The organism is Bacteroides salyersiae WAL 10018 = DSM 18765 = JCM 12988, from assembly GCF_000381365.1.
In the GTDB taxonomy this organism is placed as follows: Bacteria; Bacteroidota; Bacteroidia; order Bacteroidales; family Bacteroidaceae; genus Bacteroides; species Bacteroides salyersiae.
This window is the reverse complement of the sequence record NZ_KB905467.1, coordinates 527,962-551,915: the sequence shown is the minus strand read 5'-3', so window position 1 is coordinate 551,915 and position 23,954 is coordinate 527,962. Positions and strand designations below refer to the sequence as shown.

At 42.1% G+C, this 23,954-nt stretch carries 17 protein-coding genes and 1 riboswitch; of the genes, 10 read left to right on the top strand and 7 right to left on the bottom strand.

Annotated elements, in window-relative coordinates; translation table 11 throughout:
- Nucleotides 1-65: 65 nt before the first annotated feature.
- The 3 genes from HMPREF1532_RS13585 to HMPREF1532_RS13575 form a co-directional block, all read right to left on the bottom strand.
- Nucleotides 66-905: a histidinol-phosphatase gene (locus HMPREF1532_RS13585; RefSeq protein ID WP_005930535.1), complete on the bottom strand. Its 840-nt coding sequence runs from the start codon at nt 903-905 to the stop codon at nt 66-68.
- A complete protein-coding gene (locus HMPREF1532_RS13580) occupies nt 902-2,767 on the bottom strand; it encodes an ABC-F family ATP-binding cassette domain-containing protein (protein ID WP_005930532.1) in 1,866 nt (621 codons plus the stop codon). The genes HMPREF1532_RS13585 and HMPREF1532_RS13580 overlap by 4 nt, the downstream gene beginning before the upstream one ends.
- Nucleotides 2,768-2,995: 228 nt before the next feature.
- On the bottom strand, nt 2,996-3,817 hold the full coding sequence (locus tag HMPREF1532_RS13575; protein ID WP_005930529.1) for a DUF3805 domain-containing protein: 822 nt from the start codon (nt 3,815-3,817) through the stop codon (nt 2,996-2,998).
- A 161-nt stretch (nt 3,818-3,978) separates the two neighbouring features.
- Between HMPREF1532_RS13575 and HMPREF1532_RS13570 the strand changes: the two genes are divergently transcribed.
- Nucleotides 3,979-4,695: an SIMPL domain-containing protein gene (locus HMPREF1532_RS13570; protein ID WP_005930526.1), complete on the top strand. Its 717-nt coding sequence runs from the start codon at nt 3,979-3,981 to the stop codon at nt 4,693-4,695.
- Nucleotides 4,696-4,717: 22 nt separating this feature from the next.
- Here HMPREF1532_RS13570 and HMPREF1532_RS13565 read toward each other — a convergent pair whose 3' ends face one another.
- A complete protein-coding gene (locus HMPREF1532_RS13565; RefSeq protein ID WP_005930524.1) occupies nt 4,718-5,911 on the bottom strand; it encodes a hypothetical protein in 1,194 nt (397 codons plus the stop codon).
- 221 nt (nt 5,912-6,132) lie between these two features.
- On the opposite strand from HMPREF1532_RS13565, the gene HMPREF1532_RS13560 reads away from it, so the two are divergent.
- From HMPREF1532_RS13560 to tnaA, 9 genes are all read left to right on the top strand, one after another.
- On the top strand, nt 6,133-7,260 hold the full coding sequence (locus HMPREF1532_RS13560) for a metallophosphoesterase (protein ID WP_005930521.1): 1,128 nt from the start codon (nt 6,133-6,135) through the stop codon (nt 7,258-7,260).
- Nucleotides 7,261-7,400: 140 nt separating this feature from the next.
- Nucleotides 7,401-8,090, top strand: a complete 690-nt coding sequence (locus HMPREF1532_RS13555; RefSeq protein ID WP_005930519.1) for a response regulator transcription factor — start codon at nt 7,401-7,403, stop codon at nt 8,088-8,090.
- Between the two features lie 137 nt (nt 8,091-8,227).
- Complete coding sequence (locus HMPREF1532_RS13550; RefSeq protein WP_005930517.1) at nt 8,228-10,006, top strand: sensor histidine kinase; 1,779 nt, start codon at nt 8,228-8,230, stop codon at nt 10,004-10,006.
- 152 nt (nt 10,007-10,158) lie between these two features.
- The gene (locus HMPREF1532_RS13545; RefSeq protein ID WP_025819085.1) at nt 10,159-10,392 is read left to right on the top strand and encodes a hypothetical protein; all 234 of its coding nucleotides are present in this window, start codon (nt 10,159-10,161) and stop codon (nt 10,390-10,392) included.
- A 64-nt stretch (nt 10,393-10,456) separates the two neighbouring features.
- Nucleotides 10,457-11,383 (top strand): DUF5106 domain-containing protein, encoded by a 927-nt coding sequence (locus HMPREF1532_RS13540; protein ID WP_005930514.1) that lies wholly within the window; start codon nt 10,457-10,459, stop codon nt 11,381-11,383.
- Between the two features lie 118 nt (nt 11,384-11,501).
- Nucleotides 11,502-11,701: riboswitch (cobalamin riboswitch) on the top strand.
- A gap of 167 nt (nt 11,702-11,868) precedes the next feature.
- The gene (locus tag HMPREF1532_RS13535) at nt 11,869-13,917 is read left to right on the top strand and encodes a TonB-dependent receptor plug domain-containing protein (RefSeq protein WP_005930511.1); all 2,049 of its coding nucleotides are present in this window, start codon (nt 11,869-11,871) and stop codon (nt 13,915-13,917) included.
- 17 nt (nt 13,918-13,934) lie between these two features.
- Entirely contained in the window at nt 13,935-15,914 is a 1,980-nt protein-coding gene (locus HMPREF1532_RS13530; protein WP_044094326.1) for a DUF5074 domain-containing protein, read from the top strand.
- Between the two features lie 39 nt (nt 15,915-15,953).
- The gene (locus tag HMPREF1532_RS13525) at nt 15,954-17,306 is read left to right on the top strand and encodes a DUF5074 domain-containing protein (RefSeq protein WP_005930506.1); all 1,353 of its coding nucleotides are present in this window, start codon (nt 15,954-15,956) and stop codon (nt 17,304-17,306) included.
- 143 nt (nt 17,307-17,449) lie between these two features.
- On the top strand, nt 17,450-18,826 hold the full coding sequence (tnaA, locus tag HMPREF1532_RS13520; RefSeq protein WP_005930503.1) for a tryptophanase TnaA: 1,377 nt from the start codon (nt 17,450-17,452) through the stop codon (nt 18,824-18,826).
- A gap of 137 nt (nt 18,827-18,963) precedes the next feature.
- Here the strand turns inward: tnaA and HMPREF1532_RS13515 are convergent, their stop codons facing one another.
- The 3 genes from HMPREF1532_RS13515 to brxL form a co-directional block, all read right to left on the bottom strand.
- Nucleotides 18,964-20,526: a glycoside hydrolase family 43 protein gene (locus HMPREF1532_RS13515; protein WP_025819083.1), complete on the bottom strand. Its 1,563-nt coding sequence runs from the start codon at nt 20,524-20,526 to the stop codon at nt 18,964-18,966.
- A 451-nt stretch (nt 20,527-20,977) separates the two neighbouring features.
- On the bottom strand, nt 20,978-22,426 hold the full coding sequence (locus HMPREF1532_RS13510) for an ATP-binding protein (RefSeq protein ID WP_005930498.1): 1,449 nt from the start codon (nt 22,424-22,426) through the stop codon (nt 20,978-20,980).
- Nucleotides 22,427-22,460: 34 nt separating this feature from the next.
- On the bottom strand, nt 22,461-23,951 hold the full coding sequence (brxL, locus tag HMPREF1532_RS13505; protein ID WP_005930496.1) for a BREX system Lon protease-like protein BrxL: 1,491 nt from the start codon (nt 23,949-23,951) through the stop codon (nt 22,461-22,463).
- Between the last annotated feature and the right edge of the window lie 3 nt (nt 23,952-23,954).

Below are 23,954 nucleotides of genomic sequence, written 5' to 3'. Positions count from 1 at the left end.
ATAAAGATAGGCATTTCCTGTTTACTTTCAATCTTTCCACCGGAAATGATTGGCCTTTTTCTCTTTCACTTTGCCAAATCACATTCCACCCACTTTCCCTGATGCATCTCCATCACCGTACTGAATCCTGCACGTTTTAAAGCCGCCAGCGCTTCCGGACGTCCGGCATTGATTTTTTCGGGATAATGGGCATCACTATTCACCATCACACGGATACCCAATTCTTTCAACAACGGAAAGTAACGTTCGTTCGGAAAAAATGTGCCGTAAAGATGATAAGCCTTGGAATTGATTTCAACCATATACCCTTTTTTTGCGATCCGGGCGAAATAATCCTGCATCAGTTTCTCATACCACGGTTCGTCCAACAGACCGGGACGATAGCAAGCCGAATTATAATGCATCTTGTCCGCATGCCCTAAAATATCAAAACCACCCAACTCGATCATGCGAAGCTGACGGTCGTAATAAAGACGGATCACCCGATCGAGATCGCCGCCGAAATGCCCGTCTACTATCTTACGGAATACTTCGGGAGCCACATCGACATCCACCACTTCTCCTTTGTCATTATACAACAGATGCACGGAACCGATGCGATAATCCAACGGCAATTCCCGGAAACGGGAAACCGACGGATTGCTCTCTTCATTCAGATAATCGATTTCCAGGCCGACATAAAATTCGATCTTGCCGGCATACTTCTCCCTTACCCGGCGAAACTCCTCTAAATAGTCCTCCATACTGTCCCATTCCATCGTCCATGCAGTGGGAAAAGGCAACGGCGCATGTGATGAAACACCATACGATGTAAATCCTTCACTTATGGCAAAGCGGATGAAAGAGTCCATATCGGCACGTCCGTCACAATAAAGGCAATGGCTATGATAGTTCGTCAGGTTCATGATTCTATTTCGCTTAATTCCAACCAACGCATGGTTTTCTCATCAATCAGATCGTTCACTTCGGGCAGGCGTTTCGACTTTTCCGTAAGCTCGTCTACAGAAAGCGTACCACTGCAAAGCTGCGCTTCAATAAGCGCTTTCTCTGTTTCCAGCTCCGCTATCTCCTTTTCCAACTGTTCGAATTCACGTTTCTCCTTGAAACTCATTTTACGTTTTTCATTCAGGCGCACACGTGCAGTCTTCTCTTCCTGAGATTTCTCGACCTCTTTCTCCTTCTGGGACTTGGCTTCTTTCCAATCACGATAATCGCTGTAATTTCCGGGGAAATCACGAATATCCCCCTGACCGTTGAATACTAACAGGTGATCTACCACCTTATCCATGAAATAGCGGTCGTGAGACACTACAATCACACATCCTTTAAAATTCTGAAGATACTCTTCAAGAACATTCAGTGTAATGATATCGAGGTCGTTCGTCGGTTCATCCAGTACCAGAAAATTCGGATTACGCATCAGTACGGTGCACAGATACAACCGCCGGCGCTCTCCCCCGCTCAGTTTATAGACATAGCTGTGTTGGGTTTCGGGAGTAAACAAGAAATGTTGCAAAAATTGTGAAGCAGTCAATTTCTTGCCGTTACCTAATTCGATAACCTCCGCGATGTCCTGCACCACGTCGATCACCTTCATCTGTTCGTCAAACTGCAACCCGTCCTGAGAGTAATAACCGAAACGAACCGTTTCGCCTATATCCACCGTACCGCTATCGGGCTGTACCTCTCCCATCAGTATCTTGATAAAAGTAGATTTCCCTGTCCCGTTATTGCCGACAATACCCATCTTTTCATAACGGGCAAAAATGTAAGAGAAATCATCCAATATCTTCAGATCACCAAAACCCTTATAAAGATGATCCGCTTCGAATATCTTGCTGCCAATGTAGGATGCCTTTACATCCAGTTTTACATTGTCATTATTGAAACGCTGCTTGGCCACTTTCTCTATTTCGTAAAAAGCATCCTGCCGGTACTTCGCCTTATGTGCGCGTGCCTGTGGCATGCGACGCATCCAGTCGAGTTCCGTACGATAAAGGTTATTAGCACGCTCTATCTCCACACTTTTTGCTTCGATCCGTTCCTGCCGTTTTTCCAGATAATAGCTGTAATTTCCTTTATACTGATACAACTGCCGGTTATCGATCTCTATAATCTCGGAGCAGACACGATCCAGGAAATAGCGGTCGTGCGTCACCATCAACAAGCTTAGGTTTGTGCGCCGTAAGTAATCTTCCAGCCACTCCGTCATATCCAGATCAAGGTGATTGGTAGGCTCATCCAGAATCAGCAGATCGGGCTCGGTAATCAAGGCATTCGCTAAAGCCACGCGCTTTAGCTGTCCTCCGGAAAGATGTTTCACCTGCTGGTCGAAATTACGGATTTTCAATTGCGACAGAATCTGTTTAGCCTTCTGCTCATATTCCCATGCTTTCTCATGATCCATGCGTACCAGCAAATCTTCCAGTCCCGGATGTCCCTCCGTTTCCATGCAATGCTCGTATTCCTTGATCAGTTCTACCACACTGTTGCCATGATGGAAGCAGGCTTCCAGCACAGTCAGTTCTTCGGGATATTTCGGATCTTGCTCCAAATAGTCTACACGGAGATCCCGACGGAAAACAATATTCCCGTTATCATATCCCTCCTTCCCGGAAAGTATATTCAGAAGGGTCGTCTTTCCCGTCCCGTTTTTAGCGATCAGTCCGATACGCTGCCCTTCGGCAATACCGAAAGATATATTTTCAAACAAAACTAAATCTCCAAAGGATTTAGTAAGATTATCTACTTGTAAATAAGGAACCATAAAATCAGTAATTTAGTAGTAAATGGTTAAAAGGAGCTGGTGGGTAGGTAAGAGGTTTAGCAGGTAAGTGATTTAGTAGTCAAGTAGATAAGTAGTAAGTAGTAGATAGTTTAAGTAATAAATAGCAATTAAAAATATAGGAGTGAAAGATCGCATTAAAATCCATAGCCCCCTACACGCTGCACAGCTACTTAACTACTTAACTACTTGACTACTTAACTACTAATTCTATACCGCCGATTTAAACACTTCCTCCACATCACACGTCTCGTCATTTTTCACTTTACTCCAAAACAGTTTCAGAGGATCGATGAGTTTTCCATCTTTATATTGCAGTACGGGCACTTCCCGGTTACCATCGATTAAAGTCATCCATTCGAATCCCTCCGCTTCATTGACCAATATGGTACAGACAGTGATGCCGATAGCCAGCCATTCTTCCTTCTTCTTTTTTCCTATCACGCCGCTATCAATCACCTGCTGGAGTTTCGGTAAATCTTCTTCCAAACCTTGGAAATCTTTTTTCAACTCCTTCTTTACGGTATTCACGGCCCATTCATACCCCTCATTAATCACGTAGATTTCGGACAAACGCACGGGAATTACTTCCGCCGGGTACTTCTGTCCGTCTTTGCGTATATCCAACGTACCGATCACTTGTTCCGCTTCTTTCACGCTTCCGCCTTTAGGCACGGTAAACGAACATTCGAACGCCACATTCCCAATGCCGGTAATCCAAAGGTGAGTGGTGTAATAAGCCCCCTCTTCCTGAAACATTTCTTTACTGTAAGCACATGCTAATTTTCCGATTTTCACCAATGAAGCCGAAGGATTCTCTTTTAGCTCCTGCTTCACAGCTTCTTTGCCATAATCCATAGCGCCGCGTGTAGCAGCATCCGCCTTGAAAGCCGAAATCCGGAAATTCCCTGTCCAGGTATCGGGGTTGTAAAACAGAAAGGAACCTTCACCGTCTTCAAACTCATTCCAATCTGAAGGATAAACCATGGTGAACCACGCTCCCGGAGAAATAAATTTCTTACCTTGTATCATCTTATTTTGTTTTTTTCTTCTACTCAACAGATATTTCGACAAAAATAACACTCCCGAAGCGGATATGCAAAAAACAGGAAACAATAAATGTTGTCTCATTTGTTTTTCCTTCAAAGAACCTTTATCTTTGGAGCAAATGCAATAACTAAAACCGCAAGAATATGAAAACATTCGTAGTACTTGTCACTCTATGGCTAAGTGGCATCCTGGCAATCTCCGCACAAGAAGACAACAACTCCCGCTACATCGAAGTGACCGGCAGTTCCGAAACGGAAATCATCCCGGACGAAATTCATTTTATGATTACCATAAAGGAATACTGGCAGGAAGAATTCGAAAAAAAAAGCAAGCCGGAAGATTACCAGACCAAAGTACCCGTCAATGAGATTGAACATAACCTGATGAGCGCCTTAAAGCAAGCGGGTATCGCTCCGTCGGATATTCAGACCAAAGAAGTAGGTGATTACTGGCGCGAACGTGGAAAAGATTTTCTCATATCCAAAACCTTTGATATAAAGTTACAAAATCCCGACCAGATCAACCGGATCATACAGACAGTAAATACCAAAGGGATTCAATCGATGAACATCGGCGAACTAAAAAATAAAGATTTGCAGGAATACCGCAAACAAGGAAAAATAGAAGCCTTAAAAGCAGCACGCCAAAAGGCGGATTATCTGGTGGCGGCAATGGGACAGAAACTCGGGAACGTTCTTCGTATCGTGGAGCCGGAAGAACGGAGTTTCAGCTATTTCCAACCACAGTCGGCTATGAGCAACGTGGCAATACCAAGTTATGACAGTAATCCGGAAAATTTCAGAACGATCAAGCTCAGATACCAGATGACGGCCCGTTTTGAAATACTCCCTGCCGAATAGTTACCCCACACGGAGGAAGATCTTACTTCCCTATCGGCTGGATTTTCCTCCGTACCTCTTTTGATATTTCCAGAAACATGTAGTTCAACCTACCGGAATGAATACCTTCTTCATTCTCCTTATATTTCTTGTTGGCATACTGTTTCGACTTCTCAAAAGTAAGCAGAGACATCTGGTTCTGAGATTTTCCCACCATGGTAGAGTCCAATTGCTCATCCGGAAAAAAGTCGTCCAGATCGACATCACCGATCATCGTCGTTTCCAGGAAATTCATATCCTGATGGGAACTGTCCGTATAATATCCCACAAACATATGCCCCGGCGTACGCACCAGAATCGGATCGATATTGATGGCACGAAGCAGAGAAGCGAACAGTACGCTGCCATCCACACAGTTTATCTGCGACGATTCCAAAGCATCATCGAACGTACGTACCCGCTGTGAGAAAACCACATTACTGGATAAGCTGGTATTGGACACCGAACTGTAACGGAACTTACGCTTCTGCAACACGTTCCAAAGGGCATACACCTGTTTATCCACCGCATCCGCCTTTGCATTCTGATATCCTAAGAAACGATTCACAATCCGGGTATTCAATGCTTCACGCAGCAATTTATCGATCATCGGATTCTCTTCATTGACATAGGCGGCAAAGAATATGCCGGTATCATGGAATTTCGTACCGTTAGTGACGTATCCTAACAGACATTCATTGATACTTCGCACCGAAAAGGTACGTACCCTCTGCCCCAGATCATCCCCATTCATCTCTACCGTTACCGCTACACTGACCGGTTCTGCCTGCACGTTATTCTTCAACGCTTCGTAGTTCCAGATAATATCGGGATAAATCATATATTCTCTATGCGGTTTCTCAAGAATAAACTCGGATACGGAACGTGAAAAGAAAGGAGTCTCCGCCACTTCAATACGTACCCGGCTATATGCCGAACGGGATTTCACCCTGATGGCGATGCACGATTTCGGATTACCGATATAAAAAGAATCGGACGGTTCGATGACCTGGGCATCGGTAGTAGCCACAGACAGGATAGCAGAAGGAAATATGTTTCCTCCCAAATCATCCGTTATTTCAAAACCGGAACTGAAAGAGGCATATTTATAGATGGACATTCCTGTCACAATAACAAATAATATGGCAATCACTCCCAGCACTTCCCGCTTTCGCTGTTTCAAATCTATCTTTATCATTTTTCCCTCTACTTTTTTTGTAGCACATACAAAGGTAAAAAAATAAAATCGATAGATTGAATGAAATACAACATTTAAGAAAAGGTTGTATTTCTCATCGGATGCCTGCCCTACCCTTATTTCATTTTTTTAGGTTCATATCAGTAATATTCGCTCTTTTTATTCATGAATATGGCTTATCTTTGTCCATTTCTAAAAACAGACTCCAAATACATTGACTTATGCCGACATTCTTCATTATTCTTATCAGCGTATACCTCGCAGGAAACATTTACATATTTATCAAAGGATTACGGGCACTGCCTACCTGCCATTCGGGAATAAAAGTAGCAGCAGGCATTCTGTTCTGGTGCGGTGCCTTGTCACTATTCGGCAGTTTGCTGAGCCGCAATGTAGAAATGCCCTCTTTCATTTCGCATACGATGTACGAAATAGGTACAGGCTGGTTGATATTCACCCTATACATGGTGATATTCCTGTTGTTGACCGACATACTGAAACGATTCTATACGCCTTTCAGATACGGATTTCCCGTGTCATTGCTGTTAACATTCATCCTATTGGGATGCGGATACTACAATTACCGCCATCCGAAAACGAATGCAGTCGATATAACAATCAACAAACCGTATGAAAACAACTCGCAACCGATAAAAATCGTAGCTGTAAGCGATATTCATTTAGGATACGGAACGGGAAAAAGCGCCTTGAAAAAGTACGTCGATATGATTAATGAACAGAAGCCGGACCTTATACTGATCGGCGGCGATCTGATCGACAACAGTGTCGTTCCCCTCTACACCGAAAAAATGAGCGAAGAATTATCGGAATTAAAAGCACCGATGGGTATCTACATGGTTCCCGGTAATCACGAATACATCAGTGGCATCGACGAAAGTGCCCGGTTCATAAAAAGTACTCCGATACAACTCCTGATAGATTCGGTGGTAACTTTGCCCAATGGCATACAATTGATAGGACGTGACGACCGGCATAACCCCTCCCGCCGTTCCTTACAGGAATTGATGGAGAATATCGATAAAAGCCGTCCCATCATCCTGCTGGATCACCAACCCTATAACCTGACAGACGCAGAAGCTGCCGGCATCGACCTGCAATTCAGCGGGCATACCCACCACGGACAGGTGTGGCCTATGAGTCTGGTTACGGATTATATCTATGAACAGAGCCACGGTTACCGCCAATGGGGAGACACGCACATATATGTATCCAGTGGATTATCACTATGGGGACCTCCCTTCCGGATAGGAACAGAAAGCGAAATGGTGGTGTTCGAACTGTCTGCCGGAAGTACCGACATCTCAAATACCTCATCGCCATTACTTTAATAATCCCTTTTTATTGAAAAGCTACAAATTGTAACGTAATTGTAACACGTGTTTCACCCCGTCGTAACAAAAATCGCTCACCTTTGCTGCGAAATAAAATAAAAGATTATATTTGTAATGTCATATAAACAGAGAATACAATGAACGATTACCGCATTTTAGTTGTCGACGACGAAGAAGACCTTTGTGAAATCCTGAAATTCAATCTTGAAAATGAAGGTTATGAAGTAGATACTGCCAATTCCGCCGAAGAAGCTCTGAAAATGGATATCAGCAGTTATCATTTGCTATTGCTGGATGTGATGATGGGAGAAATCTCCGGATTCAAAATGGCTAATATACTGAAAAAAGATAAAAAGACGGCTCATGTACCTATCATCTTCATCACCGCCAAAGATACGGAAAATGATACGGTGACCGGCTTTAACCTCGGTGCGGACGACTATATCTCGAAGCCTTTCTCCCTGCGTGAAGTGATAGCACGCGTAAAAGCGGTTCTGCGGCGTACCGTTACCCCCGAAACCGAAAAAGCACCGGAACAGATCACTTACCAGACGTTGGTAATCGACATTACAAAAAAGAAAGTCAGCATAGACGGAGAAGAAGTGGCACTGACCAAAAAAGAATTCGAAATCCTATTCCTGCTATTACAGAACAAAGGACGGGTATTTTCGCGCGAGGACATCCTTGCCCGCGTATGGAGCGATGAAGTATACGTACTCGACCGTACGATCGATGTCAACATCACCCGTCTGCGTAAAAAGATCGGCATATATGGCAAGCGGATCGTCACCCGCCTGGGATACGGATATTGCTTTGAAACAGAATGAAATAATAAAATAATGTGCCAATCGGGCAATGTGCCAATGTGCCAATTGGCTGCGCCATAAATGCGTGATAAAGAGACACACCACATAGCCCTCCTATTTTTCATTCCTTCATTCTTTCATTTTTTCATCATTCCACCATGAACCTACCTGTCAATCAAAAGCATTTTCTTTCATTCAGCCGGAAGCTCTTTCTTTCGGTCATATCATTGTTTCTGGTTTTTGCCGCTTGCTTCATTGCTTATCAGTACCAACGGGAAAAAGAGTACAAAGTAGAGCTTCTTCATTCCCAATTGCAAGACTATAACGCACGTTTGAATGAAAAGATAGATACGCTTTCGGGCATCCGGAATGAAATGAATGAGTATATCAATAACCACGCATTGCAAGATTTACGCGTGACAGTTATCGATCTCCAGGGAAATGTATTGTATGACAGCTATAAAACAAACAACTCCCTTTTAGAAAACCATATCACTCGCCCGGAGGTAGAAAAAGCATTGGCAACCGGTAGCGGATTTGATGTTCGCCGTACTTCGGAAACAACAGGAGTACCTTATTTTTATTCGGCTACTCTTTACAATGATTATATCATACGCTCGGCATTGCCTTACAATGTCAGCCTGATTAACAATCTGAAAGCCGATTCGCATTACCTCTGGTTCACTGCTATTGTGACCCTGTTATTGGTCGTCATCTTCTACAAATTCACCAATAAATTAGGTACCTCCATTAGCCAGTTGAGAGAATTCGCCATGCGTGCCGACCGGAATGAGCCGATCGAAATGGCCATGCAATCCGCTTTTCCTCATAACGAATTGGGAGAAATATCACAGCACATCATCCAGATATACAAACGACTGCACGAAACCAAAGAAGCCCTTTACATCGAACGGGAAAAACTGATCACCCACCTGCAAATTTCTCACGAAGGACTTGGTGTGTTCAACAAAGATAAAAAAGAAATTCTTGTCAATAACCTCTTTACACAATATAGCAATCTCATCTCTGACTCCAACTTAGAGACAGCCGAAGAAGTGTTTACAATCAATGAATTGAAAGAGATCACCGACTTTATCAACAAAGCCCCTAAACGGCCTTCCGGTAAAGAAGAAAAACGAATGTCTATCACTATCAATAAAAACGGGAAAACATTTATTGTAGAATGTATCATCTTTCAGGATATGAGCTTCGAAATAAGTATCAATGACGTGACGATGGAGGAAGAACAGATACGCTTGAAACGCCAGCTAACCCAAAATATCGCACACGAATTGAAAACTCCCGTAAGCAGTATTCAGGGATATCTGGAAACCATCGTCAACAACGATCACATCCCACATGATAAAATAAACGTATTCTTGGAACGCTGCTATGCACAAAGCAATCGTCTGAGCCGCCTGTTACGCGACATCTCGGTGCTGACCCGCATGGACGAAGCAGCCAACATGATAGATATGGAAAAGGTGGATATCAGCGTACTGGTCACCAATATCGTCAATGAAGTTTCTCTGGAACTCGAAGAAAAGCAGATCACAGTGGTCAACTCTCTGAAAAAAGATATTCAGATACGGGGTAACTATTCGCTATTGTATTCCATTTTCCGAAACTTGATGGATAATGCCATTGCCTATGCCGGTACCAATATCCAAATCAATATCAACTGTTTCCGCGAAGACGAGAATTTCTATTATTTTAGTTTTGCCGATACCGGCATAGGAGTATCTCCGGAACATTTGAACCGCCTGTTCGAACGATTCTACCGGGTAGATAAAGGCCGTTCACGTAAATTGGGCGGTACCGGGTTAGGGCTGGCCATTGTGAAAAATGCGGTAATCATACATGGCGGTAGCATCTCTGCCAAAAACAATCAAGGCGGAGGACTGGAATTCGTATTCACGTTAGCAAAGGAAAGATAAAAAGCATCCGGCAACAAGGAAGTTCTTCTTCCAGAATTAAATTTACACCTAACAATGACAGCCAAGATTCAATAAAGCACCTCTTGTCATATTACCTAACCATCTTGTTCGTTTCTCTACGAAAAACGACCCGTTTCCCGTAGAGAAACGAGATGAAACTCGTAGAGAAAAGACTTGTTTCTCTACGGGCAAAAACAATATTATATAGCACTCTGATAAACAAAGCATTACAAGCAAAGCAAGTTGTTATACATTTTCATTTCAAAACAAATCGTATCACTGTATTTTCAAATCTTACTTTACAGCACAAATATTTACACCATTATATGGAGCAATATAAATTAAGAAGAGATTTAAGCTATCGTCACAATAAAAAGGAAAAATAAAACGGATTCTTGTTGTTTCGACGGAATAATCGCATAATTTTGTAGAACGATTAAAACAAGAAAAATGAATTATATAAAACATCTTCCGATAGCTCTCGTATTCTGTCTCTTTTCCTGTAAAAACGGAAAATCTTCAAGTCAAGTATCCTATATACCACAAGATACCCTCACTGCCTTTTATTTACCGGCTATACCGGCCATGCTGAACACTCCCGAACTACGGGCGGATTTTCTGGTGAAGCATTATTGGGACAATGTAAACTTTGCCGATACAAACTATATCCATCATCCTGATATTACGGAACAGGCCTGGGCCGATTACTGCGATTTACTGAATCACGTTCCTTTGAGTACGGCGCAGGAGGCGATAAAGAAAACAATCGCCCGAACAGAAACCGAGAAAAAAGTTTTCGATTATATCACCGGACTGGCCGACAAATACCTTTATGACCCGAATTCCCCTTTAAGAAATGAAGAATTTTATATTCCGGTGCTGGAAGCAATGATCTCTTCATCTGTTCTGACAGAAACAGAAAAAATCCGTCCTCAAGCACGCATAGAGATGGCATACAAAAACCGGGTCGATACAAAAGCGATCGATTTTACCTATACATTAGAATCGGGTGCGCAAAGCACACTCTATAAAATAAAATCCCAATACACCGTATTGTTTATCAATAACCCGGGCTGCCATGCCTGTACGGAAAACATAGAAGCACTAAAAGACTCTCCTATTATCAATGAGTTGATCCAAAAGAAACAGCTGGTAGTAATTGCCCTCTATCCGGACGAAGAACTGGACGAATGGAGACGACACCGTGATGAGTTTCCCCAAGAGTGGATCAACGGATATGACAAATCACTTACCATCAAAACCCAAAATCTATATGACCTGAAAGCAGTACCCACCCTTTATCTGCTGGATGCAAATAAGAAAGTGCTATTGAAAGATGCCACCGTGCAAGCAATAACCCAATATCTGATGAAATAAAGTATACTCCATACAGTCCGGCAAAGTATATTATAGCCAAATAGATTATAGATAGATAAATGATGTATCGGCACAATAATAAGTCCGTACCATTCCTTTGCCATTCTGAATATTCTTTCTATCTTTGCCACGCATTGGTTCATAGTCTTCCTTCGGAAGATGTGATTAAAAAGGGAATCAGGTGCAAATCCTGAACAGTCCCGCTGCTGTAAGTTCCATAAAAACGTTACGGACAACTACCTTTAGCCACTGGGAAATCCCGGGAAGGCGTCCGCCACAGGAACAAGTCAGAAGACCTGCCATGCAATCTTTTCATTGCTTTCGTGGAAAAAGCGTTGAGTCTAATGAACCGGATAAATTCTATCCATCATTTCATTCATCACTCTGATTCAGAGAAAGTATAATTTACAAATAAACTCTGCCAAGTTTATTGATGTGTCCGGTCGAAGTGATTTCGCCCGGACATTTTAATCAAAACTGATTAGATGAACAGATTGAACCGGATCTTTGAATACAAATTTTTCAGTGCAGTAGTTTACTGCCTTTGCCCTGTTGCATTACTTTCCGCCCAACAGCAGAAGGTAGATACGACACATGTTTATTCTATTCCCGAAGTAGTGGTTTCCGACCGATATCAGACACGGGAAGTACGCGCAACGGCACCCACCCAGATATTTTCCAAAGAAGAATTAAACAACTTGCATGTATTACAGGTTTCCGATGCTGTAAAACACTTTGCAGGAGTAACTGTAAAAGACTATGGAGGCATTGGCGGATTGAAAACCGTATCCATCCGCAGCTTGGGAGCACAACATACCGCCATAGGATATGACGGCATTGCCATAACCGACTGCCAGACAGGACAAATCGACATCGGACGCTTCTCCTTGGATAATGTAGACCGCCTTTCCCTCAACAACGGGCAGAGTGATAACATATTCCAACCGGCACGCTTTTTCGCTTCCGCAGGTCTACTGAATATCCAGACACTGACCCCGCAATTCAAGAATAATAAAAACACCCATATCATCGGTTCGTTCAAAACCGGTTCTTGGGGATTGGTGAATCCGTCCGTACTGATAGAGCAGAAATTAGCCCGGAAATGGGCACTATCTGCCAATGCCGAATGGATGTCGGCAGACGGCCACTACCCTTATACCCTCTATTATGGCGATAAGGATGATTTAACCTCACGCGAGAAAAGAAAAAACACGCAAGTGGAAAGCCTGCGTGCCGAAGCCGGCCTGTTCGGTAACCTCTCCGACAACGAACAATGGAGGCTGAAAGCATACTACTACCAATCGTCTCGCGGGTTGCCCAATGCCACTACCTTCTATTACGACTTTGCCAACCAACACTTGTGGGATAAAAACACGTTCGTACAAAGCCAATATAAAAAAGAATTCAACCGGAAATGGGCATTCCAGGCATCGGCCAAATGGAATTGGAGTTATCAGCGTTACCTGAACCCTGATTATGCCAGTTCAGCCGGTAAAGAAGATAACAGTTATTACCAACAAGAATACTATCTGTCGGCTTCGGCACTCTACCGGGTATTGGATAATCTGTCTTTTTCTCTTTCCACAGACGGTAGCATCAATACGCTGAATGCCAACTTAACCGATTTTGCTTATCCTACACGATATTCATGGCTGACCGCACTCGCCGGAAAGTACGTGAACGAATGGCTTACGTTCTCCGCTTCGGCATTGGCCACGGTCACCAATGAAAAGGTGCAGCAAGGCACCAAAGCGGATAATCACCGCAGACTGACCCCTTACGTCAGCGCTTCTTTCAAACCGTTCAGGAGTGAAGAGTTCCGTATCCGCTTCTTCTATAAAGACATTTTCCGGTTACCCAATTTCAACGATCTGTATTACAGCCGGGTAGGAACGAGAGATTTGCGTCCGGAAAGCACCCGGCAGTATAATATAGGCATTACGTACAGTAAATCTGTCTGTACATTTCTGCCCTATGTATCGGCCACGATAGATGCCTATTACAATAAAGTGACGGATAAAATAGTCGCTATTCCCAACAAGAACATTTTTGTATGGACCATGACCAATCTGGGAAAAGTAGATATAAAAGGTTTGGATGTCACCGGAAGCATATCCTTGCATCCAATGGAGAAATTACAAATCAACCTTTCCGGAAACTATACTTACCAACGTGCACTGGATGTCACCAGTGCAACAGACAATACTTATAAAAAAACTTATAAACACCAGATCGCCTATACTCCGCGTGTATCCGGTTCGGGGCAGGCAGGCATCGAAACACCCTGGATCAACCTGTCCTACGCTTTCCTCTTCTCGGGCAAACGCTACACACAAGGAGAAAACATAAGCCAGAACCGTCTGGATGGCTATAGTGACCACAGTCTTTCGGCCAGCCGCAATTTAAAAATACGCAATATAAATACATCACTCAGCATCGAGGTGCTCAACCTGCTGAACAAGAATTACGAAATCATAAAGAGCTTCCCTATGCCGGGACGTTCGGTACGTGCAACATTGAAAATTACTTATTAAAATACATATATCTTATGATGAAATATAAATATCTCATATTATTCGTATTCGGCTTGTTAATTCATGCCTGTGATGATATTACAGATAAAGATAGCCCCGAAGACAACGAAGGGAGCAACACAGAAACCGGAACCGCCGGTATTTATGTATTGAGTGAAGGACTGTTTAACCTGAACAACAGCACACTCATGTTTCATTCACTCAAAAACGGGCAGACGGACACTGATTATTTCCGCAGTAAAAACCATCGAGGATTGGGCGATACCGCCAATGATATGGCTATTTACGGCAGCAAACTCTATATCGTAGTGAATGTTTCGAGCCAGATCGAGGTAATAGACCGGGTATCAGGACTCTCTCTGAAACGGATACCGGTACTGAATGAGAACGGTAGTTCGCGGCAACCGCGTTACATCGCTTTTCATAAAGACAAAGCATATGTCTGCTCGTTCGACGGCACTGTGGCCCGAATAGATACCACCTCATTGGAAATCGAAGAGTATGCCACAGTAGGACGGAATCCGGACGGAATTTGCGTGCAGGGAGATAAACTCTATGTATCCAATTCCGGAGGGTTGGATTGGGACGGAATTGGCGTGGACAACACCGTGTCCGTAGTCAGCACAGAACCGTTCAAAGAAATAAAGAAAATACAGGTAGGTTACAATCCGGGGCGGATCAGGGCGGACAATTACGGCCACGTCTATGTGGCAACACGCGGTAAAGACATCAGTGCGGGCGATTATAACTTTGTTCAGATAGACACCCGCACGGATGAAGTGAAACAGATTTATGACGAAAAGGTAATGAATTTTGCCATCAACGACCAACTTGCTTACTTATATAATTTCAACTACACCACACAGGATTCGCAGATAAAGGTATTCAACCTGCAAACGGGAACTACCCTGCGCGAGGATTTCATTACAGACGAGACCGAGATCAACACCCCTTATGGCATCCATGTCAATCCGTATAGTGGAAATATATACATTACAGACGCCTATAACTATTTGGTAAGAGGTGATGTACTCTGTTTCAATCCACAAGGAAAATTAATATACCGTCTCACTAATATCGGACAAAATCCCAATACAGTGGTTTTCTCCGACAAAGATACGCAAAGTGGCAACGACGATCCGGATACCCCGCAGGCAGCCGCCTTCGCCAACAAAGTATTGGAGTATCGCCCCGCCCCGACGCAGTTCATGAATACCACCGCCACCGCTTATAAGGAGGGATTTACCTATCAGCAAGTATTGGAATATGCTACGGAACTGTTATCAGACCGGAATGTATGCTTACTTTCATTAGGTGCTTTCGGGGGATACATTACAGTAGGTTTCGACCATACTGTACCTAATGTATCGGGCGAATATGATTTCAAGATATACGGGAATGCCGCCTATGACATATATGGCACCAATGAAGACAAACCCGGCGGAAGCGCAGAACCAGGCATCGTACTGGTTTCCAAAGACACCAATGGAAACGGACTTCCCGATGACGAGTGGTATGAACTGGCAGGAAGCGAATACAACTCTCCCTCCACCATCCGGAATTATGAAATCACCTATTACCGTCCCGAACTGCCCGGAGACAATGTACAATGGACGGATAACCAAGGTGGTCAAGGAGAGATAAAAAGAAATGACTTTAATACCCAATACTCCTATTATCCGCAATGGATAGAAGAAGACCGGATCACCTTCTCCGGAAGCCGCTTAGCCGACAATGCAGTAAACGAGCCACGTCCTGACATGCCGGAACATTGGGTAGGCTATTGCTATGCTTGGGGATATGCCGACAATCACCCGAATGATACGGAATATTCTAAATTCAAAATCGATTGGGCAGTAGACAAAAACGGTAATCCGGTACATCTTGACGGAATTGATTTTGTAAAGATATACACGGCTGTCAACCAAGACTGCGGATGGACAGGAGAAATATCAACAGAGATACAGGCAGTGGAAGACCTGCATTACAATAAATAGAAATATTTTATTATCAATAATTACATTTAAAAAAACAACATGAGAAAATTAAATTCTTTTTTCAGCAGACTATGTATGGTAATGCTATTGGCATTACCAATGGTATTTGTATCTTGTGAAGATGATGATAATGAAACACCTCAAGATGAACTATCAATATTAGACTTGGGAATTGGTAACCATGCCCCAGAGTCCGGATTAACATTCACAATTGCCATTGATGAGTCCCTTACTATTACCCCTGTACTAAGTCAGGCAGAAAACATCTCATACGCATGGATTGTAGACGGTACAAAGGTATCAGATAAATCAAGCTATACATTCAATGCTGCCGAAGCAGGTATAGGTTCACACACTATCTTATATCGTGCCACTTATAAAACTGTTGAAGCCGAAGCAACCTTAACAATAAATGTTGCCCAAAACCGTAGTTTTTATGTAGTCAATGAAGGGCAAGCTAATGGTTCTATCTGTTTTTACGATAACGATGGAACATGGAACTACAACATCTATCAGGCAAGCAATGCCGATGAGAAACTGGGCACAACTTCAACGACAGCTGTATTCAATAACGGAAAAGTATACATCGTATCCAAAGATAATCCTTGTTTGGTAGAAGCCGATGCTGCCACTTTCAAGAAAACATCTTCTATAACCAAAGCTGTTATTGACGATAATCAAGCGTACAACTTTGCTGTCATCAACAGCACTACCGGCATCATTGCAACTGCCCGTGGAGCATATAAAATAACCATAAACCCATTACCAGCCGAAGGTACAAAAGCGGAAAAAGTAATAGACGGCTCTTGCAAAGACATGTATGTATCTGGAGATTATTTATTTATCATCGTAGACAATACTATTAAGGTATATAAATCGAACGACCTCTCTTACATAAAAGATTTAGAAGCCGCTAATACAGGTTTTGCCAGAGCTAAAGACGGTTCCCTTTGGGCAGCTAACGAGACCCAATTGGCAAAAATAAATATCAAAGACCTAACATCTGAAACAATCGACTTGCCGGAAGGTTATGCAGTAAACTATAATAGTTTTGCATATACCCCTTCCTGTTTGTGTGCGTCAATTTCCGAGAACGCCTTATACTTTGTCAAAAAAGACGGATGGAATTCTAAAGATGCATACAAATACGATATCACTTCCGGAGACTTGAAAAAGATCATGACAGCACCGGAAAACTACTCTTTCTATGGTGCCGGACTGGCCGTTGCCCCTTTTACCGGAAATGTTTATGGTACATTTACGGAAGACGGATATGGTGATCACTATAAGAATAATAAAATTGTCATAGCAGACGGCATCAATGAAACGCCTCTTGAAATTATTGACTATTCCGGTTACTTCTGGTTCCCATCCAAAATTGTATTTAAATAAAATTCAATCATATTATAATCAGAGGGGAGTACCATATTCGTACTCTCCTCTTTTTTATATCCGAATATCAAAATGTCATATGTTTATTGCATATTCCAAAGGTTTTCCTTAAATTCGACGAATAAAACCAAATATCTAAGAATATGGAATTACCTTTTGCAGAATCATGGAAAATCAAGATGGTAGAGCCTATCCGTAAAAGTACCCGTCAGGAACGCGAGCAATGGATAAAAGAGGCGCACTACAATGTATTTCAACTGAAAGCCGAACAAGTATACATCGACCTTATTACCGACTCCGGTACGGGTGCCATGAGTGACCGTCAATGGGCAGGAATGATGTTGGGAGACGAGAGCTATGCCGGCGCTTCTTCCTTTTTCAAACTGAAAGAAATGATCACCCGGCTCACCGGTTTTGAATATATCATACCAACCCATCAAGGACGCGCAGCCGAGAATGTATTGTTCTCCTATTTAGTTCATGAAGGAGACATCGTACCGGGAAATTCGCATTTTGATACTACCAAAGGACACATCGAAGGGCGCAAAGCCATAGCATTAGACTGCACCATTGACGAAGCCAAACAAACCCAATTGGAAATCCCCTTTAAGGGCAATGTAGACCCTGTCAAACTGGAAAAAGCATTGCAGGAACATGCCGACAAAATTCCCTTTATCATAGTAACCATCACCAACAACACAGCAGGCGGACAACCCGTTTCCATACAAAACCTAAAGGAAGTACGCGCCTTGGCCGATAAATACAAAAAGCCGGTACTTTTCGATTCGGCACGTTTTGCCGAGAATGCCTATTTTATTAAAACACGGGAAGAAGGATATACCGGGAAAACAATCAAGGAAATCACACGGGAAATGTTCGATCTGGCCGACGGTATGACCATGAGCGCAAAAAAAGACGGTATCGTCAACATGGGAGGTTTCATTGCCACCCGCCACAAAGAATGGTACGAAGGTGCCAAAGGATTCTGTGTACAATTCGAAGGCTATCTTACCTATGGTGGAATGAACGGACGGGATATGAATGCCCTTGCCATCGGCCTGGACGAAAACACAGAATTCGATAATCTGGAGACACGCATTCATCAAGTGCAATATCTGGCAAAAAAACTTGATGAATACGGTATTCCCTATCAACGTCCTGCCGGTGGGCACGCCATCTTCGTAGATGCCCCAAAGGTATTGACCCACGTCCCCAAACAAGAATTCCCGGCACAAACACTGACTGTTGAACTGTATCTTGAAGCCGGCATACGCGGATGTGAAATAGGTTATTTATTGGCAGATCGTGATCCGATAACCCACGAAAACCGTTTCAACGGATTAGACCTACTACGCCTTGCTATCCCACGTCGTGTTTACACCGATAACCACATGGATGTAATTGCCGCCGCACTCAAAAACGTATACGACCGCAGAGAAGAAATTACACGCGGCGTACGCATTGCATGGGAAGCTCCTCTGATGAGACACTTCACAGTGCAATTGGAAAGAATTGAATAATGTGCCAATTGAATCATGTACTAATATGCCAATTACTACGCTATAAATGTGTTATAAACAACACACTTCAGCATAATTGACATATTGGTACATTATGATTCATTCCTTCACTCTTTCATTGGCACATTGGCACATTATTATTCATATTCGAAATACTCGAAATCGGCATGTGCTTTTGAACTGTCGGAAGTAGCAACAGCATATAATCCTAAAATAATTCCTGTAAAACCACCGGCAGTCTCCGTACTTACATAGCGTGTGTTCATTTTATCCAATTTGCGGAAATTCTTTCCATCCGTAGCATACTCAAACGAATAAAACTCATTGTTACCTTTTACACGAAGCTGAATTTTTCCTTGCGGCACAATCACTTCCTTTTGCGTGTGTGTCAATTCACCTAAACGATAGCGTAGTACGACTGCCTGCTTTCCATCCGCCAGTTGCTTGACATAAAGATCATAGTGAGACGATTCGCACATATATACTGTCAATCCCGCTTCATCGGCAGGAGATGCCTTTTGCAACTGCATAGAAGTGGTAGCTGTAAAATCGGTATGTTGCTGCCGGCGTCCGACAAAAGTAGGACTGGCTTTGTCATCATTCAAACTGACAGGAGCTGCTTTCAGACGTAATTTGCCGGAAACAAGCGTGTAATTCTCAAGGTGATTGTTTCTTATATGCACCCACTCCGGGCCAAGTTTCTCCCCCTTAAAATCAGTACGGGGCGATTTCTTGGCAAGAGGTTGCTGAGGAAGAGTCGGAACATCCATTTGCAGTGCAATGGTTCCATCTCCATTCACCACCGGCCACGCATTTTTATCCCAACGCATGGGGGCAAGAAACGTTTCACGACCTAACAGATGATGATAACCGGTCTGCGGACGAAACGCAAGGCAAAGTACCCACCAGGAACCGTCAGAAGCCTGTACGAACTCTGCATGTCCTACCCCCTGTATCGGATTGCCCTGCGCATTCATATTGATATGTGTAAGAATCGGATTGGCGGGATTAGACTCGTAGGGGCCGTCTATATGCCGGCTACGGGCAATAGTAACTTTATGCCCGTATTCCGTGCCCCCTTCGGCAATCAGCAAATAATACCAATTATCCTTTTTATAAATATGCGGTGCTTCGGGATAGCGTCCACCGGTACCATTCCATATACGTTTAGATTCGGTCAACTGCTCACCGGTCATCGGATTTATCTCACACAATTGAATGCAGTTGTCCGGATTGCTGACCAGATAGCATTTCCCTCCTTCGAAATAAAGAGAAGGATCGATGCCACCTTGCTTAACTGATACAGGTTCCGACCATTCCCCATACAAATCAGTGGTATGTACGATAAAGTTTCCTTTATCGGTAACATTGGTCGTAATCATGTAATACGTACCGTCATTATAACGAATAGTAGGTGCATAGATACCGCCCCAGATACTGGCCCCTTGAAGTGATACTTGCGAGGGACGGGTCAGACAATTACCGATCTGTTCCCAATGGATCAAATCTTTACTGTGGAATAACGGCACACCGGGGAAATACTGGAAACTGCTGGCGACCAAATAATAATCATCACCTACGCTACAAACACTCGGATCTGGATAAAAACCGGGAATAACCGGATTCTGATACCCTTGTTGATTTTGCGAAAAACAGGATAAGCTCAAAGCCAATCCTAAAAGTAGTGTCATTGTTTTCATAAATTTTGTGTTCAAATAGTTTTTATGTTTTATTTTAGATTTTTATCGGTTTGACTTAACCGATTGAAGAATAAACTTTTAGCGAATTATTTGAGAAATAGAGGTAACGATTTAGCAACAATGCTTTTTCCTAATAGTATATCACTATCTTTCAAATATTTACAAAACCATTTTATGGCAATAGGTAATGGATTTGTAACGTGCTATCTTCTTTATCTTGCTTCAAATAGAAGTGGTATGATTAGCTACCAACAAAGATAGCGAAAATAAATAGATTATCAGTTTATTTCGCCTTAATTTTTTCCTGACTTTTCACAAAATCAAGAATTGTATTATTCTCTATAATCTTATTCAGCAACTTGCCAGCAAGTTAGATTTAATAGTCAAATCCCTGTTAATCAAGTGTATTAATGCAGGTATTGCAAATACAGCAAGTTACCAGCAAGTTAAATTACCCCCATGTTGGAATGTATTTCATGTACCGAGGGGCTGTATTAGGATCTACTGGTTTTATCAGTTTATTGTTTAGAACCTCCTTTATCAATCGTGAAATACTGCCTGATGAAGATTCTGCAACACCAAACCTTTCCCTTAATGAGCTATTGGTAAGAGCATTACCTTCTATATATTTTATACAAGCATGTAAGTATGTTGCCCATATTTTATCTTCCACTGGGATATTTGTGAAATCTAAACGAGAGAATAATGAAACCTTGGTTGATTCTTGATATATTTGAATTCGCGGAGCCGGCAATTTTTGCAATTCACAGCTAATAACCATTCTATCCCATCCACGCCCTAATTCTTCACACATGTTCAACCTGCGCATCAAAGAAGCTAATTTTTCGTTTCTGGATTTGGGTGGGTTATCCACTATTCTCATAATATCTACTAATGGTGTTCCCGAATTTGTAACTTCTACCCGGTTTTCAAATACTTCAATAAGCGGTCCTGTTCCAGTAATGAAAAAATCCTGATGAATAAGGCTGTTTGCTATTGCTTCTCTGATAGCCGGTATGGGGAATGTGCTTATAGACTTTCTACGCACAGAATCAATATCTTCTTTTGTAGGAAGTAGTGTATTTACATATTTTACTGCGTTTTCAAAACTAATGGCATATCCTTCTGTGGTAGTTTCTTCTTTTAGTATTGTAAGTCTGTTAAGACCTTCGTATTGTACAATTCTTATTGCTTTTCGTCCTACACGCGGAAACTCCGAAAGTTTCTTTGCAAAGAGAATAGCCCCAAGGTTTGTTATGGCATAGAGTCCATTGTCCTGTTTGACAATAATACCGTCCTCTACCAAATAATGTGCATATTTATCAATGCTTGTTGGAATTGGCATATTTAGAGTATCAAAATATACCTCGCAATTCAAATAGTGAGGTATATCCTGTAATTGTATATCGGATATAGCATAAGCATCTTCAAATTGTTGATTTCGCAATTTATCCCATAATTGAGCTTGCAATGCAGGAAATTCAATGATTTTCTTCGTATAACTGCCTACTCGGATATAATCCACCTTTTCAAAAGTAACAGGTACGCCTACTGCTTTTGAGATAATCAGTATTTCAATGTGCTTTCCATCAATATCAACAGAGTGCATTTCGAAATCGGCATTTTTGGAAAGCAAATAGCGCAACCAGTTCTCAAGTTCTTGATTACCTTTCTTCTCTTTTTTCAAACTGACTTTTGTGCCAATTATCTCGTGGGTATTATCATCAATACCCCATATCATATAGGCATAACTCCTATCCGCAATAACAGCACTATTGGCTAAGGCACTGATATCCTCGCCAACCATTTTAGGATCGCAATTGTTATGTTTGAACTCTACCCAACCTGTTTCTTGTGGCAGTTTACATAATTCAAGTACAAGCTTATCCAAATTTTCCATATGCCTATAAAATCACTCAAAAATAATTCAATCCTTAAAATAACTCATTTTCTTCCATACCCTTATCATCTGAATCTGTATTATTCACTATGCCCTTGTTAATCCAAAAATTAGGCATAGAAGTTTTAAATTCAGAATCAATATAGTGACATTGTTCCTTAATGATGCCGCGCCTACGGATAGCAGGTTGTAAGCAATAGGTGTCAAATTCTTCAAAATCAACTTTTGATGAGCTCGTCCAATGAGGGAAGAGAAGCTTCATATACCCCACTGCAATACGTTTAACAGCGTTGAAATCGCGTGTATCTGCGTTCTTATCATAGTCTACTATTTGGTCGAATACAATACTATAAATACTTTGCGTGCGGAGAGCATGGAGAATTTCAGAAAAATATTCCACATTAATAGTCCATCCCTTGAAAATCATACCCTTGTGAATACGAGGCAAATGCCAACCCTCAATGAAACAATGAAAACGGTCAAGCAAAGCTGACTCACGAAAGTTATGAGGTAAAGAATCAAAATAACGGAAATTGAGCGGTCGTTTTTTCTCATTTAATGGGATATTTCCCATTAGCATCAAACCGCATTCCGATGTAAATTCGTTATTGTCAATTGTGGTTTTCCCCGATTCAAGGTATGATTTTAAAGCGGCTTGAATTTCAGCAGGTTCTTGAAATACGATAGTTTGAATTTCATCAAATGCTGTAAAATCATGGTTCTTCATAATGCCATTTTGTTGTTTTTGTTTATCGTAAAACAACTTGGCACGAGTAACCTTACCACCACTTACCAACCAACCATATTTGGAGAGGTTGCCGAAAACATAACTTTTACCGGTTCCTTTTGGTGCAAGTTCAATCACATTTAAGCGAGGCTCTATGAAAATAAGTAACCTTGTAAGGAACTCTATCTTTTCCGTTTGCGATTGGAAGCCATCAGCATCATATTCCATAGCGGATAGTAACATATCAATCCACTCTTTTGTAGTGAATGCCTCACGTGCATTTTTTAAATAGTCAACATCAACTGACCTATAAGGTTTGAACGGCTTATAGTCCACCATTTCCACATGGTTCTTTTTGCCATCATCATCAGGTAGGAGAGCCAATTTAATTATACCCCATTTTTCACCATCGACAAGTTCGCCCATGTGTGCTTTATAAACATATTCAGGGATTTGCCCTTCATTTTGTTTAATACCCATATCGGGTATCGAAAAACGGCGAATGCCCTTAACAAGGTCAATATACACAATAAAGCGAGTGAGAAGGGTCAACTCTTCTCCACAATCCAATCGGTCTTTAACTGTAGATTGTTCGGTAGGAATAACCGAATCGAGAAAATCTGTTAATTTAAGCCGATTAACAGAACCGTCAAAATTGATATACCGTTTGAGTAAAAAATCTTTTACAAATGACGGCAAATTTCTTCCTGCAAAAAGGCTGCCTGTTGAAGTTGGGTCTTTATATATTGTCATCGCAGCAAATTGCTCACGAATCTTATCTGATAAGGATTTGTCCATCTA